The organism is Streptomyces sp. NPDC021356 (assembly GCF_040641015.1).
GTDB lineage: Bacteria > Actinomycetota > Actinomycetes > Streptomycetales > Streptomycetaceae > Streptomyces.
Window position 1 is genome coordinate 16,243 of the sequence record NZ_JBFACU010000026.1, and the last position, 17,207, is coordinate 33,449.

14 protein-coding genes, 2 pseudogenes and 1 riboswitch are annotated in these 17,207 nt (G+C 70.2%); of the genes and pseudogenes, 9 read left to right on the forward strand and 7 right to left on the reverse strand.

Annotated elements, in window-relative coordinates:
• Window positions 1-17 precede the first annotated feature (17 nt).
• Both AB0G56_RS29420 and AB0G56_RS29425 read right to left on the reverse strand, forming a co-directional pair.
• Entirely contained in the window at window positions 18-1,232 is a 1,215-nt protein-coding gene (locus AB0G56_RS29420) for a spermidine/putrescine ABC transporter substrate-binding protein (RefSeq protein ID WP_360974911.1), read from the reverse strand.
• 350 nt (window positions 1,233-1,582) lie between these two features.
• Window positions 1,583-3,022, reverse strand: coding sequence for a gamma-aminobutyraldehyde dehydrogenase (locus tag AB0G56_RS29425; RefSeq protein ID WP_360974914.1), 1,440 nt, complete (start codon window positions 3,020-3,022; stop codon window positions 1,583-1,585).
• Between the two features lie 171 nt (window positions 3,023-3,193).
• Here AB0G56_RS29425 and AB0G56_RS29430 point away from each other — a divergent pair, with 171 nt between their 5' ends.
• The 5 genes from AB0G56_RS29430 to AB0G56_RS29450 all read left to right on the forward strand — a co-directional run bounded on the left by AB0G56_RS29430 (window position 3,194) and on the right by AB0G56_RS29450 (window position 7,900).
• Window positions 3,194-3,718: an Lrp/AsnC family transcriptional regulator gene (locus tag AB0G56_RS29430; RefSeq protein ID WP_360974917.1), complete on the forward strand. Its 525-nt coding sequence runs from the start codon at window positions 3,194-3,196 to the stop codon at window positions 3,716-3,718.
• Window positions 3,703-5,082 (forward strand): aspartate aminotransferase family protein, encoded by a 1,380-nt coding sequence (locus AB0G56_RS29435; RefSeq protein ID WP_037863979.1) that lies wholly within the window; start codon window positions 3,703-3,705, stop codon window positions 5,080-5,082. The genes AB0G56_RS29430 and AB0G56_RS29435 overlap by 16 nt, the downstream gene beginning before the upstream one ends.
• A gap of 271 nt (window positions 5,083-5,353) precedes the next feature.
• Complete coding sequence (locus AB0G56_RS29440) at window positions 5,354-6,103, forward strand: ATP-binding cassette domain-containing protein (protein ID WP_360974920.1); 750 nt, start codon at window positions 5,354-5,356, stop codon at window positions 6,101-6,103.
• On the forward strand, window positions 6,085-7,365 hold the full coding sequence (locus AB0G56_RS29445) for a hypothetical protein (protein WP_360974923.1): 1,281 nt from the start codon (window positions 6,085-6,087) through the stop codon (window positions 7,363-7,365). Before AB0G56_RS29440 ends, AB0G56_RS29445 begins: the two co-directional genes overlap by 19 nt.
• Before the next feature lie 118 nt (window positions 7,366-7,483).
• A complete protein-coding gene (locus AB0G56_RS29450; protein ID WP_360974926.1) occupies window positions 7,484-7,900 on the forward strand; it encodes a VOC family protein in 417 nt (138 codons plus the stop codon).
• Between the two features lie 335 nt (window positions 7,901-8,235).
• Here AB0G56_RS29450 and AB0G56_RS29455 read toward each other — a convergent pair whose 3' ends face one another.
• The 4 genes from AB0G56_RS29455 to rlmN all read right to left on the reverse strand — a co-directional run bounded on the left by AB0G56_RS29455 (window position 8,236) and on the right by rlmN (window position 13,339).
• Entirely contained in the window at window positions 8,236-9,255 is a 1,020-nt protein-coding gene (locus AB0G56_RS29455) for an ABC transporter ATP-binding protein (RefSeq protein WP_360974929.1), read from the reverse strand.
• Window positions 9,255-10,859: an iron ABC transporter permease gene (locus AB0G56_RS29460; RefSeq protein ID WP_360975126.1), complete on the reverse strand. Its 1,605-nt coding sequence runs from the start codon at window positions 10,857-10,859 to the stop codon at window positions 9,255-9,257. The genes AB0G56_RS29455 and AB0G56_RS29460 overlap by 1 nt, the downstream gene beginning before the upstream one ends.
• 44 nt (window positions 10,860-10,903) lie before the next feature.
• On the reverse strand, window positions 10,904-11,974 hold the full coding sequence (locus tag AB0G56_RS29465) for a thiamine ABC transporter substrate-binding protein (protein WP_360974932.1): 1,071 nt from the start codon (window positions 11,972-11,974) through the stop codon (window positions 10,904-10,906).
• Between the two features lie 82 nt (window positions 11,975-12,056).
• Window positions 12,057-12,163: riboswitch (TPP riboswitch) on the reverse strand.
• Window positions 12,164-12,232: 69 nt separating this feature from the next.
• Window positions 12,233-13,339, reverse strand: a complete 1,107-nt coding sequence (rlmN, locus tag AB0G56_RS29470; protein WP_360974935.1) for a 23S rRNA (adenine(2503)-C(2))-methyltransferase RlmN — start codon at window positions 13,337-13,339, stop codon at window positions 12,233-12,235.
• 10 nt (window positions 13,340-13,349) lie between these two features.
• Here rlmN and AB0G56_RS29475 point away from each other — a divergent pair, with 10 nt between their 5' ends.
• The 3 genes from AB0G56_RS29475 (at window position 13,350) to AB0G56_RS29485 (ending at window position 15,231) form a co-directional block, all read left to right on the forward strand.
• A complete protein-coding gene (locus tag AB0G56_RS29475; RefSeq protein WP_360974938.1) occupies window positions 13,350-13,925 on the forward strand; it encodes a hypothetical protein in 576 nt (191 codons plus the stop codon).
• 254 nt (window positions 13,926-14,179) lie between these two features.
• Window positions 14,180-15,004 carry a hypothetical protein gene (locus AB0G56_RS29480; RefSeq protein ID WP_360974941.1) on the forward strand — a complete coding sequence of 275 codons (825 nt, stop codon included), beginning with the start codon at window positions 14,180-14,182 and terminating at the stop codon, window positions 15,002-15,004.
• Window positions 15,001-15,231 carry a hypothetical protein gene (locus AB0G56_RS29485; RefSeq protein WP_360974944.1) on the forward strand — a complete coding sequence of 77 codons (231 nt, stop codon included), beginning with the start codon at window positions 15,001-15,003 and terminating at the stop codon, window positions 15,229-15,231. The genes AB0G56_RS29480 and AB0G56_RS29485 overlap by 4 nt, the downstream gene beginning before the upstream one ends.
• Before the next feature lie 663 nt (window positions 15,232-15,894).
• Here the strand turns inward: AB0G56_RS29485 and AB0G56_RS29490 are convergent.
• Window positions 15,895-16,173: pseudogene (locus AB0G56_RS29490) on the reverse strand (YdcF family protein); the annotation flags it as partial.
• Here AB0G56_RS29490 and AB0G56_RS29495 point away from each other — a divergent pair.
• Window positions 16,172-17,098: pseudogene (locus tag AB0G56_RS29495) on the forward strand (site-specific integrase); the annotation flags it as partial. The pseudogenes AB0G56_RS29490 and AB0G56_RS29495 sit on opposite strands and share 2 nt — an antisense overlap.
• Between the last annotated feature and the right edge of the window lie 109 nt (window positions 17,099-17,207).

Sequence of the window (17,207 nt, forward strand, 5' to 3'; positions counted from 1 at the left end):
CCCTGCTCCTCCTTGTTTCACAGTCCCACGATCTTGTTCCACCGCCGGGCGAACTCCACCCGTTCCGTGGAGGTGATGTCGCGGGCGATGGCCAGGCGCCGCCGCATGGTGGCGTCGGGGAAGATCAGCGGGTTCTCGGCCAGGGCGGCCGTCTCCTTGTCGTCGGAGGCGGCCAGCACCTCCCTGGCCGCCGGGACCGGGCAGACGTAGTTCACCCAGGCGGCGAGGTCGGCGGCCACCTCGGGCCGGCAGTAGTAGTCGATCAGCCGCTCGGCGTTGGCCTTGTGGGCGGCCCGGTTGGGGATCATCAGGGAGTCCGACCACAGCTCGGCGCCCTCCTCGGGCACGACGAAGCGGATGCCGGGGTTGTCCGCCTGGAGCTGGATCACGTCGCCCGAGTAGGCCTGGCAGGCCAGGACGTCACCGCTGACCAGGTCCTTGGTGTAGTCGTTGCCGGTGAAGCGGCGGATCTGGCCGCGGGCGACCTGCTTCTCCACCTGGTCGCAGACCTGGTGGAAGTCGTTCGCGGTCCACTTCCTGATGTCGACGCCGTTGCCCTGCATCAGCAGTGCGAAGGACTCGTCCAGGCCGGACAGCAGCGTCACCCTGCCCTTGAGGTCGCTCGCCCACAGGTCCGAGACGCGCTGGATGTCACGGCCGAGCCGGCGGCGGTCGTAGGCGATGCCGGTGATGCCCGACTGGTAGGGCACGGTGAACTTCCGCCCGGGGTCGAAGGCGGGCGAACGCAGCAGCGGATCCAGATACTCGGCGACGTTCGGCTGCCGGGCCCGGTCCATCTCCTGCACCCAGCCCAGGCGGACGAAGCGCGCGCACATCCAGTCGCTGATGACGATGAGGTCGCGGCCGGGCTTCTGGTGGTTCATCAGGGACGGGCTGATCTTGCCGAAGAACTCGTCGTTGTCGTTGATCTCCTCGGAGTAGTCGACGGAGATCCCGGTGCTCTTCTCGAAGGCCTCCAGGGTGGGCCGCCGGTTCGGGTTCTTGTCGTCGGTGTCGATGTAGAGCGGCCAGTTCGACCAGGTCAGCCGCTTGTCGGTGGCCGATCGGTCCGGTCCGAAGCGGTCGCCCGGAGCGACGTAGGCGGCGGGCACCCCGCAGCCGGCGAGCGTGCCGAGCGCGGCGGTGGAGCCGAGGGCGCGCAGCAGGGAACGGCGGGAGGAGGCGGGCGCGTTGCGCGGCGGTGTGCGGGGCGTCAGCGGAGTCCGGGGCATCCCCGCAGCATGCCGCCCGCGCCCGCCCCGGACAATCGACGCTCCGTCGAGCCCGGCGGGGCCTTCCCGACACCTTGTCGATCACGCCCGGGGCCGGCCCCCGCCCGGCCGGCGGGGGCCGGCCGTCCGCCGCTGCCGGGGCGGCGGCCCGGCGGCATCCCGCGGGCCGTCGTACGCCGCGTCCGGCGCGGGGGCGTCCCGCGCACCGTCTCACTCGGCATCCGGCACGACGGCACACCGCAGCCCCGCCGTACGCCACGTCCGCACGACGGCACACCGCGGCCCCGGACGGTCCGTCCTCCGTCCGGGGCTGCGGTGGCCGCGGTGGCCGCGGTGGCGCCGCCGGGGCCTCAGCCCTCCAGCGAGGTCATCACGTGCTTGACGCGCGTGTAGTCCTCGAAGCCGTACGCCGACAGGTCCTTGCCGTAACCGGACTTCTTGAAGCCGCCGTGGGGCATCTCGGCGACCAGCGGGATGTGGGTGTTGATCCACACGCAGCCGAAGTCGAGCTTCTTGGACATCCGCATGGCGCGGGCGTGGTTCTTGGTCCACACCGAGGAGGCCAGCGCGTACTCGACGCCGTTGGCCCACTCGACGGCCTGGTCCTCGTCGGTGAAGGACTGGACGGTGATGACCGGGCCGAAGACCTCCTTCTGGATGATCTCGTCGTCCTGCTTGAGGCCGGAGACGACGGTCGGGGCGTAGAAGTAGCCCTTGTCGCCGACCTGGTGACCGCCGGCCTCGACCTTGGCGTGGGCGGGCAGCCGCTCGATGAAGCCGGCGACCTGCTTGAGCTGGTTGGGGTTGTTCAGCGGGCCGTACAGGACGTCCTCGTCGTCGGGCTGCCCGGTCTTCGTGTCCTCGGCGGCCTTGGCGAGCGCGGAGACGAACGCGTCGTGGATCGACTCGTGGACGAGGACGCGGGTCGCGGCCGTGCAGTCCTGGCCGGCGTTGAAGTAGCCGGCCGTGGCGATGTCCTCGACGGCCTTGTCGATGTCGGTGTCCTCGAAGACGACGACGGGGGCCTTGCCGCCCAGTTCCAGGTGGACCCGCTTGAGGTCCTTGGAGGCGGACTCGGCCACCGACATGCCGGCCCGGACGGAGCCGGTGATGGAGGCCATCGCCGGGGTCTCGTGCTCGACCATGAGGCGGCCGGTGTCGCGGTCGCCGCAGATGACGTTGAAGACGCCCTTGGGCAGGATCGAGCCGATGATGTCGGCGATCAGGACGGTGGATGCCGGGGTGGTGTCCGACGGCTTGAGGACGACCGTGTTGCCGGCCGCGAGCGCCGGGGCGAACTTCCACACGGCCATCATCATCGGATAGTTCCACGGCGCGACCTGCGCGCAGACGCCGATCGGCTCGCGGCGGACGATCGAGGTCAGGCCTTCCATGTACTCGCCGGCCGAACGGCCCTCCAGCATCCGCGCCGCGCCCGCGAAGAAGCGGATCTGGTCGACCATCGGCGGGATCTCCTCGGAGCGGGTGAGCCCGATCGGCTTGCCCGTGTTCTCCACCTCGGCCGCGATCAGTTCCTCCGCGCGCTCCTCGAAGGCGTCCGCGATCTTCAGCAGCGCCTTCTGCCGCTCGGCCGGGGTGGTGTCGCGCCAGGCCGGGAAGGCCGCGGCGGCCGCCGCCATGGCGGCGTCGACGTCCGCCTGACCGGACAGCGGGGCGGTCGCGTACGCCTCACCGGTCGCGGGATTGACCACCTCGGTGGTCCGTCCGTCGGCGGCGTCCCGGAACTCACCGTCGATGTAGTTGCGCAGACGACGCAGCTCGGTGCTCACTGCCGGCCCTCCTGGGTTGGTTCAAGGTGTCCAATCACTGAGACACCCACCCTAGTCGCCACTCCGACGTTTTCAACACCCCCGCCACCATCACATCTGCGAAATCCGCAAGAGTGGAAGCCGTAAACAACGAATTTCATCGCTTCGGGCTTGCGGAACTGTCGAGACGTCGTGCAGAGTGAGGACGTGGCCAGTCGAAGCGCAGAGCAGAGGGACTCGTCCCGCGAGTCCCGCAACGGGAACGGCACCCCCCAGCTGGACGCCGTCTCCCTCGCCATCATCCAGCAGCTCCAGGAGGACGGCCGCCGGCCCTACGCGGCGATCGGCAAGGCCGTCGGCCTCTCCGAGGCGGCCGTGCGCCAGCGCGTGCAGAAGCTGCTGGACCAGGGCGTCATGCAGATCGTCGCCGTCACGGACCCGCTCACCGTGGGCTTCCGCCGGCAGGCGATGGTCGGGGTGAACGTCGAGGGCGATGTCGAGTCCATCGCGGACGCGCTGACTGACATGTCGGAAGTCGAGTACGTGGTGATGACCGCGGGCTCGTTCGACATCCTCGCGGAGATCGTCTGCGAGGACGACGACCACCTGCTGGACGTCATCAACAAACGCATCCGGGCCCTGCCCGGCGTGCGCTCCACCGAGAGCTTCGTCTACCTGAAGCTCAAGAAGCAGACCTACATGTGGGGAACCCGATAACCGTGAGCAAGGACCTCAGCCGTACCGCGTACGACCACCTGTGGATGCACTTCACCCGCATGTCCTCGTACGAGAACGCCCCCGTGCCGACCATCGTGCGCGGTGAGGGCACCTACATCTACGACGACCAGGGCAAGCGCTACCTCGACGGTCTCGCGGGCCTGTTCGTGGTCCAGGCCGGCCACGGCCGCACCGAGCTGGCCGAGACCGCCTTCAAGCAGGCCCAGGAACTGGCCTTCTTCCCGGTCTGGTCCTACGCCCACCCCAAGGCCGTCGAGCTGGCCGAGCGCCTCGCCGACTACGCGCCGGGCGACCTGAACAAGGTCTTCTTCACCACCGGCGGCGGCGAGGCCGTCGAGACCGCCTGGAAGCTCGCCAAGCAGTACTTCAAGCTCACCGGCAAGCCGATGAAGCACAAGGTCATCTCGCGTGCGGTCGCCTACCACGGCACCCCGCAGGGCGCCCTGTCCATCACCGGCCTGCCGGGTCTGAAGGCCCCCTTCGAGCCGCTGGTGCCGGGCGCACACAAGGTCCCGAACACCAACATCTACCGCGCCCCGATCTTCGGCGACGACCCCGAGGCCTTCGGCCGCTGGGCCGCCGACCAGATCGAGCAGCAGATCCTCTTCGAGGGCCCGGAGACGGTCGCCGCCGTCTTCCTGGAGCCGGTGCAGAACGCCGGCGGCTGCTTCCCGCCGCCGCCCGGGTACTTCCAGCGCGTGCGCGAGATCTGCGACCAGTACGACGTGCTGCTCGTCTCCGACGAGGTCATCTGCGCCTTCGGCCGCCTGGGCACGATGTTCGCCTGCGACAAGTTCGGCTACGTCCCGGACATGATCACCTGCGCCAAGGGCATGACCTCGGGCTACTCCCCGATCGGCGCCTGCATCATCTCCGACCGCCTGGCCGAGCCGTTCTACAAGGGCGACAACACCTTCCTGCACGGCTACACCTTCGGCGGCCACCCGGTCTCCGCCGCCGTCGGCCTGGCCAACCTCGACCTGTTCGAGCGCGAGGGCCTCAACCAGCACGTGCTGGACAACGAGGGCGCCTTCCTGTCCACGCTGCAGAAGCTGCACGACCTGCCGATCGTCGGCGACGTCCGCGGCAACGGCTTCTTCTACGGCATCGAGCTGGTCAAGGACAAGAACACCAAGGAGTCCTTCAACGACGAGGAGACCGAGCGCGTCCTGTACGGCTTCCTCTCCAAGGCGCTGTACGACAACGGCCTGTACTGCCGTGCCGACGACCGCGGCGACCCGGTCGTCCAGCTCGCCCCGCCGCTGATCTCCAACCAGGAGACCTTCGACGAGATCGAGCAGATCCTGCGCGCGGTCCTGACGGAGGCCTGGACCAAGCTGTGACCGACGCGTCACGGTGAGCGCCCGCTGAGGCGCGTACCTCCGATCAGATGATCATCACCGGCCCCGGAGCCGTCCGTTCGAGTGGGAAACGGCGGCCCGGGGCCGTGTGCTGTCCGGCGCCACGGCCCCGGCTGCCTAGCGTGCGTCGTGACCGATCGGCTCCGCCTTCGTTCCCCCGTACGAGGGATTCGTACGGAGAACGGGCACGAGGGATCCCCGGACCCGCACGGCACCCCGCGCGGCATTCCTGATCCGAACCGAGGTGCATGCCATGGTGGCCCCGCCGGACAACGACGTGCTCTGGGCACGCGCCCTGCACTACACCCACAAGGACGGCTCGCCCGCCCTCAGCGGCGTCTCGCTCGGCGTCCGCCAGGGCGAGATCCTCGCCGTCGCCGGACCGTGCGGCAGTGGCAAGACCACCTTGCTGCGCTGTCTGTCCGGCATGGTGCGGGTCCGCGAGGGCGAGGTCTGGTTCAACAGCGCCCCCGTGCACACTCTCGGCCCGCTGGCCCGCGAGCGGCTGCGCCGCGACCGGTTCGGCTGGATCGACCCCGCCCCCGCCCTCGTCCCGGAACTGAACGCCTGGGAGAACACCGCCCTGCCGCTCATGCTGCGCGGCACCGGCAGGCGCCGGGCCAAGGTGGCCGCCCTGGAGTGGCTGGAACGCCTGGACGTCGGTGAACTGGCCCGCAGACGCCCGCACCAGCTGCGCCAGGCCGAACGGCAGCGCGTCTGCATCGCCCGCGCGCTGGCCCCCGCGCCCACCGTGCTGTTCGCCGACGAACCGACCGCCCCGCTGCACCGCGCCGACCGCGCCCACGTGCTGCGCACCCTCACCACAGCGGCCCGCTCGCACGGCATCACCGTCCTGCTGGCCACCCACGACGCTCAGACCGCGGCCCTCGCCGACCGCACGGTGGCCCTTCAGGACGGGCGGTGCGTGAAGAGCGTGCACCTGCCCCCGGCCGGCGACGGCGACACGACGGAAGGCCGGGCGGCGTGCTCGCTCTCCGTCTGACCCGCGTCGCCCACCCCGCCGTCCAGCTGCGCCGTCTGACGGTCGTCGCCGCCTCGGCGGGCACCGGCTTCCTGCTGCTGTGCAGCCTGGCCTACGCCCTCGGCCACCCGGAGGAATCCGGCGCCGCGCTGCTGCGGCTGTCCTGGTGCGTGGTACCGCTGACCGCCACGGTGTACCTCACGGTCGTCGTGGCCCGCACCGACCCCGCCACCCGGCCCCGCGCCGCGCTGTCCGCGCTCGGCCTGGGACCGGGCCGCCTGATGGCCGTCTCGGCCGCCACCACCGTCCTGTCCTGCACGGCCGGTTCCCTCCTCGCGCTGCTGCTCTTCCTGCACCTGCGCGGTGACCTCACCTGGCTGCCGTTCGACGGCGCCGCCTCGGGGTTCCTCGCCGCGGGCAGGCGGCTGCCGGTGCCGGGCGCGCTGACGCTGCTGGCGGTCGTCCCGGTGCTGGCGTCGGCGGCGGTCGCCTGGTCCCTGCGCCCGCGCGAGCCCCGGCCGGCGGTCCGCGCCGCCGGGACCGCGTCCCCCGTGCGGGACGAGGCGCCCGCCGCCGGTCCCGAGGACGCCACCGTCGAAGCAGGTCCGGGGGCCGCCGCCGAAGCCGGTTGCGAGGCCGCCCCCGTGGACGACGCCGACCCGCACCGCCCGCTGCCGCCCCGCCGGCCGCCCGCCGGTCTGCCCTGGGGAGTGGCCGTCCTGGCGGTGGGCCTCACCGTGGAGGCCTACGCGGGCCGCTCCGCCTCCCGCACGGCCCTGCCCGGCGGACTCGCCGCCGACTCCGCGCCGGTCCTCGCCGGCTGGCTGCTCACCGCCCTCGGCCTGGCCCTGGCCGGCCCCGGCCTGACCCACCTGTGCGGCCGCGTCCTGCAAGCGGTGCGCCCCGGCGCGGTACGGCTGCTGGCGGGCAGGGTGCTGATGGAGGAGGCGGGCCGCATCGGCCGGCCGCTGGGGGTCGTCTGCGCGGTTGCCTCCGGCGCGTACGCCGCGGTCGCCCTGTCCGGCGGCTCGGCACCCTCCCTCGGCCCCCTGACCGCCCTCGGCGGACTCCTCGTGGCCGGCTGCGCGGTGGCGGCCCTGCTCACCGCCGCCGTGGAGGCCCGCCAGTCCCGGTCCGCCACCATCGCCGCCCTGCGCAGGCTCGGCGCCCCCGCCACCACGCTCCGGTCCGCCGCCGCCCTGCGCGCGGGCGCCCTGCTGGCCCTGTTCGTCCCGCTGACCCTGGCGGTCGCGGGCCTCGCCGCGCTGCCCCTGGCGCGCTGAACGCCCGCACGAAAACCCGTACGAGAAAAGTTCCGCGGCACCGATGAGTTCCGGGCGCGTGTCCGGTCCACCCCATCGAACAGCACGAACGGCGGCACCGCAGAGGGAGAGACCCACCATGTCGAACAGCTACCAGCAGATGATCTTCGTGAACCTGGCGACAGAGGACGTGGCCGCGTCCAGGAAGTTCTTCACCGAGCTGGGCTACACCATCAACCCGCAGTTCTCCACCGACGACTGCGCCTGCGTCGTCATCAGCGACACGATCATCGCGATGCTCCTCGGCAAGAAGCGCTACGCGGACTTCACCGAGAAGGAGATCGCGGACTCCACCCGCACCAGCGAGGTGCTGATCTGTCTGAGCGCCGAGAGCCGCGAGAAGGTCGACGAGCTGGTCGAGAAGGCGGTCGCCGCGGGCGGCACGGTGACCGGCAAGACCCAGGACTACGGCCACATGTACGGCCGCGCCTTCGACGACCTCGACGGCCACACCTGGGAGGTCATGTGGATGGACCCGGCGGCGGTCCAGGGCTGACGGGACACAGCCGGACGGACACGGTGCGCGGGGCCCCGTAGATGCGGGAACCTGCGGGCGGTCAAGGAAGGGCAAAGCGGGCGCCCCCGCGGGACGCATGCGTCGACACCCGCTCCGGAGCGCTCGCAGACCAGCGCCCCCGGGGTGCCGGGGCGCTCCGGGGTCTTCCCCGGAGCGCCCCGGCACCCCCGCACTTGCGCATCTGTGAAGGGCACCGTGACCGTCTTGGCCATCTCCCGCCGCGCCGACGCGGCGCACGCGCCGACGGCTGACGCGCCGCTCCGCTCCCCCTCCCCTGACGCGCCCTCCGCTCGGCCTCTCGCGCGGGGCGCCGGTCAGCCCAGCACCACGATGTCGTCCGGGTCGAACGCCACGCCCGTCTCGTCCCCGACCTCGGGGGCCGACCGCAGCGGGCAGGCCGCCTCCAGCCGCGGCGCGTTTGGCGGCTGGAGGCGGACGGCGACATGGGTGCCCTTGAACGTGCGGGCGACCACCGTGCTGCGCAGGCCCTCGTCCACGGGGACGAGGCGGACACCGGCCGGCCGTACGAGGACGCTCCGGGTGCCCTGCGGGGCGCCCGCGGGCACCGGGACCTTGCCCCACGGAGTGATCGCTCTCTCGCCGTCCACCTTCGCCTCGACGACGTTCTCGAATCCGAGGAAGCGGGCCACGAAGGCGTCCGCCGGGTGCTGCCACACCTCAAGAGGCGTACCGGACTGGGCGATTCGGCCCTCGCGCATCACCACCACGCGGTCGGCGAGCGCGAACGCCTCACCCTGGTCGTGGGTGACGGCGAGGACGGTGGTGCCCAGCCGGCCGAACAGCTCGCGCAGTTCGACGACGAGGCGTTCGCGCAGCGAGCGGTCGAGCTGGCCGAGCGGTTCGTCCAGCATGAGCAGGCGGGGCCGGGGCGCCAGCGCCCGGGCCAGGGCGACACGCTGCTGCTCGCCGCCGGACAGGGCGGCGACGGCCCGTGCTCCCGCGCCCGGGAGGCCGACCAGTTCCAGCAGTTCGGCCACTCGGGCCGTCCTCTCCTGCCGGGCCGTGCCGTGCATCCGCAGCCCGAAGCCGACGTTGCCCGCCACGTCCCGCTGCGGGAACAGCTGGTGGTCCTGGAACATCAGGCCGACCTCGCGGCGGTGCACCGGCACCCCCGCCTGGTCGCGCCCGTCGAGCAGCACCCGGCCGAAGTCCAGCGGCTGCAGTCCGGCCACGGCCCGCAGCAGCGTCGACTTGCCGCTGCCGCTGGGGCCGAGCACGCACACGATCTCGTGTTCGGCGACCGCCAGGTCGACGGTGTCCAGGACGGCCCGGCCGCCGAAGCGGACGGTGGCCGCCGCAAGGCTCAGCAGCATCAGAACTCCCCCGTCCGGTCCGCACTGCGCAGTCTCTCCAGCACGAGCAGGGACACCGCGCACACCACCATGAGAATCGTCGACAGGGCCATGGCCTGGCCGTAGTTGAGGTCGCCGGGCCGGGCGAGCAGCCGGGCCACGGCCACCGGCAGGGTCGGGTTGTCGGGGCGGGCGATGAACACCGTCGCGCCGAACTCCCCGAGGGAGACGGCGAAGGCGAACCCGGCGGCGACCAGCAGTGCCCGCCGCACCAGTGGCAGGTCCACCTCCCGCCACACCCGCCACGGCGACGCCCCGAGCACGGCCGCCGCCTCCCGCAGCCGTACGTCCACCGCGCGCAGCACCGGCAGCATGGTCCGTACGACGAACGGCACGCCGACCAGGGCCTGGGCGAGGGGGACCAGGATCCAGGACTGCCTGAGGTCCAGCGGCGGCTTGTCCAGGGAGATCAGGAAACCGAAGCCGACGGTCACCGCCGACACCCCGAGCGGCAGCATCAGCAGCGCGTCGAAGCCGCGGACGAGCCGGCCGGTGTCCCGGCGGGTGAGCGCGGCGGCGGCGAGGGAGCCGATGACGACGGCGATGGCGGTCGCGGCGGCGGCGTAGGACAGCGAGGCGCCGACCGCGTGGATCGGGGCGACGAGGAAGGTGCCGCCGTCGGGGTCGGTCAGTGCACGGTAGTAGCCGAATCCGGGGGCGGTGAGCGAGCGCTGCACCAGTACGGCGAGCGGCAGCAGCAGGAGCAGGGCGATGCTCGTGAGGACGGCGGCCAGCAGCGTCCACTGCCCGGCGCCGCGCGGGCGGCGGGCGGTGCGGGAGGGGTCCACCAGTTTCAGCGCGCTCTCCCTGCGCCGTACGGTGCGGGCGTGCACGGCGAGGATCGCGCCCACCGCGAGGAACTGCACGATCGTCAGGACGGCGGCGGTGGACAGGTCGAAGAGTTCGGACGTCTGCCGGTAGATCTCCACCTCCAGGGTGGAGAAGGCGGGGCCGCCGAGGATCTGCACCACGCCGAAGGAGGTGAAGGTGAAGAGGAACACCATGAGCGCGGCGGCGGCGACCGCGGGCGCCAGGGCGGGCAGGGTGACCTTGCGCCAGGCGGTCAGCGGCGCCGCGCCGAGCATCCGCGCGGCCTCCTCCTGCCGCGGGTCGAGCTGCGACCACAGGCCGCCCACGGTCCGTACGACGACGGCGTAGTTGAAGAAGACGTGCGCGAGGAGGATGGCCCACACGGTGGTGTCCAGCCGCACCCCCCACAGTTCGTCGAGGAGTCCGCCGCGCCCGAGCAGGGCGAGGAACGCGGTGCCGGCGACGACCGTGGGCAGCACGAACGGCACGGTGACCACGGCCCGCAGGACGTGGCGTCCGGGGAAGTCGTAGCGGGCGAAGACGTACGCGCCGGGCAGGGCGATCAGCAGGGTGAGCGCCGTGGAGGCGAGCGCCTGCCAGGTGGTGAACCACAGCACGTGCCGGATGTCGGAGCGGCCGAGCACGTCCGCGATCCGCCCGATGTGCCAGGTGCCGTCGCTCTGCAGGCCGCGCCGGACGATCGCGGTCACCGGGTAGGCGAAGAACACCGCGAAGAACGCGACGGGCGCGGCCATCAGGGCGAGCCGCACCGCGTTCCCCGACCGGCGGCGCGCGCGGGTCACTTCACTGCGAGCGAGGTCCACGACCTGACCCACTGGTCACGGTTGGCGGCGATCTTGTCCGGGGCCATGGTCTGGGGGTGCTCGGCCTGCGGACCGTACTTCGCGAACTCGGCCGGCACCGCGGCCTTCTCGCGCACCGGGTAGACGAACATGTTCAGCGGCATGTCCTCCTGGAACTCCCGGCTGATCAGGAAGTCGAGGAACGCCTTGCCGCCCTTGGTGTTCTTCGCGTTGCCGAGCAGGCCGGCGTACTCGACCTGCCGGAAGCAGGTGTCCTGCACGACGCCGGTCGGCGCGGTCTTCGGCTTGGGGTCGGCGTAGATGACCTCGGCGGGCGGCGAGGAGGCGTAGGAGACGGCGAGCGGCCGGTCCCCCTTGGCCTTCCTCCCGCCGGCGGAACCGGAGAACTCCTGGTTGTAGGCCTGCTCCCAGCCGTCGACGACCTTGACGCCGTTGTCCTTCAGCTTCTTCCAGTAGCCCTGCCAGCCGGTGTCCCCGTACTTCGCGGCGGTGCCGAGCAGGAAGCCGAGGCCGGGCGAGGAGGTCGCGGCGTTCTCGGTGACGAGGAGGTTCTTGTACTGCGGCTTCAGGAGGTCGTCGAAGGAGGCGGGCGGGGCCAGCCTGTGGTCGGCGAAGTACTTCTTGTCGTAGTTGACGCAGATGTCGCCGGTGTCGACGGGGGTGACGCGGTGCTTCGCCTGGTCGACCCGGTACTGAGGCGCGACCTTGTCGGAGTCCTTCGGCTCGTACGACTGGAACAGTCCGTTGTCGAGCGCACGGGACAGCAGCGTGTTGTCGACGCCGAAGAAGACGTCGCCCTGCGGGTTGTCCTTGGTGAGGACGGCCTTGTTGACGGCCTGTCCGGCGTCGCCGTCCTTGAGCACCCTGACCTTGTAGCCGGACGTCTTCTCGAAGTCCGCGATCACGCTCTTGGAGGCGGCCCACGAGTCGTGGCTGACCAGGGTCACGGTCCTGGAGTCCGCCGCCTCGCCGCCGGAGGACCCGCACGCGGAGAGCGTGACCAGGCCGAGTCCGACCGCCGCGGCGACGAACGTCTTGCGGTGCACTGGATTTTCCTCCTGGGTGGTGGCCAGGAAGAGACGCGGCCCTGCCCGGGATCCGCGAAGGATGCCGGGCAGGGCGCAACAGCTCGAGTGATGACCGAACTTCCTACCCAGAATGACCTGGGCGAGGTTCAGAGGGTCTGCGGCCGGATGCCGCACTCTCAGCGCTGTGGCGCTCCCCTGTCGGAATGTGAAGATGCCGGGATGTGAAGTTGTGTGGGGCTCAGCGTACCGGTCGGCTGTCGGTGGGCTACCGGTCGGCTACCGCTCGGTGGCGGCGAGCTGGCCGCAGGCTCCGTCGATCTCCTGGCCGCGGGTGTCCCGGACGGTGACGGGCACGCCGTGCGCCGCGATCGCCTCGACGAACGCCTTCTCGTCCTCGGGCCGCGAGGCGGTCCACTTCGAGCCCGGCGTCGGGTTGAGCGGGATGAGGTTGACGTGCACCGGCTTGCCCTTGAGGAGGCGGCCGAGCCGGTCGCCGCGCCAGGCCTGGTCGTTGATGTCCCGGATCAGCGCGTACTCGATGGACAGCCGGCGCCCGGACCGGGCGGTGTACTCGAACCCGGCGTCCAGCACCTCCCGCACCTTCCACCGCGTGTTGACGGGCACGAGCGTGTCGCGCAGTTCGTCGTCGGGGGCGTGCAGGGAGATGGCGAGGCGGCACTTGAAGCCCTCGTCGGCGAACCGGTGGATCGCCGGGACCAGGCCCACCGTGGAGACGGTGATCCCGCGCTGGGACAGGCCGAGCCCGTCGGGCTCGGGGTCGGTCAGCGCGCGGACGGCGCCGACGACGCGGTTGTAGTTGGCCAGCGGCTCGCCCATGCCCATGAACACGATGTTGGACAGCCGTGCCGGTCCTCCCGGCACCTCGCCGTCGCGCAGGGCCCGCATGCCGTCGACGATCTGGTGCACGATCTCGGCGGTCGACAGGTTGCGGTCGAGTCCGGCCTGGCCGGTGGCGCAGAACGGGCAGTTCATGCCGCAGCCGGCCTGGGAGCTGATGCACATGGTGACCCGGTCCGGGTAGCGCATCAGCACCGACTCGACGAGCGTCCCGTCGAACAGCCGCCACAGCGTCTTGCGCGTGGTGCCCTCGTCGGTCGCAAGGTGCCTGACGACCGTCATCAGCTCGGGAAGCAGCGCCTCACGCAGCTTGGCGCGCGAGCCGGCCGGGATGTCCGTCCACTGCTCGGGATCGTGCGCGTACCGCGCGAAGTAGTGCTGCGAGAGCTGCTTGGCACGGAACGGCTTCTCGCCGATCGCGGCGACGGCCTCCTTGCGCTCGGCAGGCGAGAGATCGGCAAGGTGCCGCGGCGGCTTCTTGGCTCCGCGCGGGGCGACGAAAGTGAGTTCTCCGGGCTTGGGCATGGTGGTACCAGTGTCGCAGATCGACTTGGGTGACCTGCGGCTGTCGGCTGCTACGACTGTCGGTAGTGGTCGTTACTGGTGGCCGTTGAGCGGCCTCGGACGGCCCAGGGACGGCCCGGAACTGCGCCCGGTGCCGGTGCGTCTACCACCGCAGATCAAGAAAGAGGGGGGTGCAATGAGCCCGTGGCTGACACCCGTGCTGGGTCTTGTAGGGGCGTTCGTTGGCGCATCGTTGGCACCGTGGATGACTGCTCACCTGGCATGGAGGCGTACCCGCCGAGAGGCATTCAACAAGGCGATCTCTGCTCTTCGGACTGCCCAGGTGGCCCGCCACTTTGCGAACGGAGTCCCCGCGCACTACATCGGAGGCGACGCGGCCACGGTCGAGGACTACAACCAACGGCTAAGGGAGCGGGGCATTGACCGCTTCGTCGACTCCATGCACGAGGCCAAGGTGGCGCTGGCGGCTCTTGAGCCCTTCTACAGAGTGAGCGGTGACCTCAACAGGTGGGAGATCACGGAGCCAGATGCAGAGAGGATGCTGGCTGAGCTGATCCGGAAACGCAGGCGACTGAGGTCGGCGTAGCGGCTTCGAGCTGAGTTTTTATGGTCCAGTCAAGCGCCGGCGCGCTCGGTACTGGGGCACCAGTTTGGAAGACCGCGTATGTGGATGGCCACTGAGCTGGCGAGACGCTGACCTGCCGTTCCTGGGGTCGGTCGCTGTTGTTCCCCGTGATTCCCCGCTGTCTCTCTCTGCTGCGGGCACGCGAGGGACACGAACATCGCTCGATCCATCGAAACGCAGGCGCGGTCAGTCCCGTCGGATGTTAGAACTTCAGCATGGCACTGCCTTTCAGTAAGTCGCAGATCACCCGCCTCGGCGAGCGTCTCGTCAAGGCGAGCGAGCCGAGTGACGAGGATCTCACGGCGCTTAGTGAACTGCTTCTTGCCTACGATGACACCTTGGACTCGGCCTTGGGAGTTGTTCGGAGCCTGGGGTTTGATCCCACAAGCCGGGTGAAGAACACTGGAACGATCTTGGAGAAGCTGGCTCGGCATGGCGGGTCCTGGCTCAAGAGCATCCAGGATCTCGCTGGGATGCGGATCGTGCTGGATGGTGACAGGGCAGTCCAGGACGAGGCGGTGCGAGCAATCGCTCTAGCTTTCGATTCGGCTGAGCGCGAGACGAAGGTCATTGATCGTCGGGCGCAGCCTAGCCAGGGCTACCGGGCAGTGCACGTGATCGTGTATCCCGACGGCATCCCTGTCGAGGTCCAGGTCAGGACGCAGTGGCAGCACGAGTGGGCTGACATGTTCGAAAAGCTCGCAGACTTGATCGGCCGCGGCATTCGTTACGGTGAGCCGCCTGCGCACTGGTGGGATGCTGTGGCGCATGCGACCGATGGCAAGACGCCGAAGCAAGCGGCCGTCTTCCGCGAGCTCTACGACGCGTCGTACCGCTGGCATGAGGCTCTTGCGAAGAGTGCCGTGGCGCTCAGTGACCTCATTGACGCCCTTGAGGACGCTGAGGTCTCAGGAGTAGGCAAGACTGAGGTGCAGGAGTTGTGGGATGACGTTCGTGAAGACCTCGCCGAGTTCCGCGAGCGCATGAGCGGCATGACACCTGTCTCAGACCGAGGTGATCTTGGTAGCGTGGGCTCATGACTAACGTTCTCGTTGTGTATGACCGCTCGGCCGGTCGCTTGCTGCATGAGCAGGAGTTTGAGCACAGGCGAGAAGCGTTCATGGCACGTTTTGAGGCTGAGAGGCGCTATCGCGATCACGGGAACGTTGAGGTCGTGGTGCTGAGCGCCAAGAGCCGCGCTGACCTGCTGCGTACCCACGCTCGGTATTTTCTCAGCTTGGATGAGCTCGCCGCTCGTATGGCTTGAGTTACCATCCTCGGTTCCGCCGTCGCTTGGAGATTCTAGGCCGGTGGAGTCTCAATGCCGAGTCAAGCTGGCGGGAGTCGTCCATCGGTTGCGGAGGGCTCCCTGCGCAGTACGTGTTGGCAACTGCTGTGCAGCAACGGGCCGTGCACTGAGCCGCACCCTCCCATCTTTCTCTATCCACCGCTCTCCCCAGCTCCCATCCCGTCCGCCGTCGACCCACACACCGTGGAGCGGGCGTGGTTCAGGGGCGTCAAGGTGGAGCGCGCCCCTGTACGAACGACCTTGACGCCCCTGGGCCGCGTCTGCTCGGCTCTGCCTGGGTCGGCGGTGGACGGGATGGGAGCCCCCGCGCACGCCCCTTCGTGCCCGCGGTCGGCGACGGTGCCCCCTCCATCCCGGTGCCGGCCGATCCCCCGCCGGAGGCATTGTCCTGACCGTCAGGTGAGCGATGTGCGGTGCTCGGCTCATGGCCGCTGGCCCTATCCACATGTGGGCGCGCGTCGGCGCAGCCCGCGCGGAGCGGGCCGAAGGCAGGAGCGGCGCGCGGAGCGGAGCCGGGAAGCGCGCCCGGCGGAGCGGAGCGCAGCCGGGGCTTGATGAGGTAGAGAAACCTGTAACAGCTCGCTCGGCACGGCGCAGTTTCGGCACGGTGGCTCGGTGGTGTCAGGAAGAGGTCGCGTCGCTCCGAAGGAGTCGGCTGGTGAAGCCGCGCTGACGCAAGCGTTCGTACGCCTGGAGGACGTCGGCTGGGACGTGCTGGCTGATCATAAAGCCCTGCTCCGGGTAGATCAGCAGTCGCTGAAGCGCGCCCACGAGCATGTCAATCACCAGTCGGGCGTCACCGATGGAGTCGACGTACTCGTCCAGCGACATCGGGGTAGATGCGCTGATGATCTCGACCTCGGGCCAGAGTTTGCGGGCGGTGGCGTACGCCCTCCGCTCGTTCCGGTTGATCGGCTCTCGGCCGCTGGACTCGTTCCGCCCGGAGCACATCCGGGGCCTGGTGAGCGCGCTGGAGAACGATCCGGCCGTGAGCGGCGGCTATGCGCGGAACATCTACGGCGACGTGCGGGCCGTGCTCAGTGCGGCCGTTGACGACGGGCTGTTGCCCCGCAACCCGTGCGCCGCGAAGTCCGTCCGCCCGCCGGCCACCGAACAACGCCGTGTCGTGCCCTGGCTGCCTGCGCAGGTTCACGCGGTTCGCGCCGCGCTCCCCCAGCGCTACCGGGCCATGGTGGACGTGGGCGCCGGATGCGGGCTCCGTCAAGGGGAGATCGTGGGGCTGGCTGAGGATGCCCTCGACTTTGACAGCGGCGTCATTCGGGTGGTCCGGCAAGTGAAGTTGATCCGCGGCAAGGCCGTGTTCGCTCCGCCGAAGTGCAACAAGGAGCGGGACGTACCGTTGCCTCCCTCGGTGGCTGAGGCTCTTCGGGCGCATATGGACGCCTTCAAGCCGGTCGAGATCACCTTGCCCTGGCGCAAGCCGGACGGCCCGAAGGTGTCGGCCCGCCTCCTGTTCACGAACACCGCGAGCGGCCTCGTGTGGCGCAGCAACTTCAACATCCAAGAGTGGAAGCCTGCTCTTGCGGCTGCTGGCTTGATCTCGGAGGCCGGGGAGGACGGCAAGTACGCATCCGCTCGTGAGCACGGCATGCACGCGCTCCGGCACTTCTACGCCTCGGTGCTCCTGGACGCCGACGAGAGCATCAAGGCCGTGAGTGAGTACCTGGGCCACTCCGACCCTGGGTTGACGCTGCGGGTGTACGCGCACCTGATGCCGTCGAGCCAGGAGCGTACGAGGAAGGCTGTGGATCGGGTGCTTCTCCCGGCCCCACGCGAGCCTGACGGCCCAGAGACGGCCCAGTGACCCGAAGCAGGCCCCCTGTCTGCGCTAAACGCGCTGGTGGGGGGCTTGTTGCTGCCCGCTCGCTGCCAGTTCTCCGGGCTTGGGCATGGTGGTACCAGTGTCGCAGATC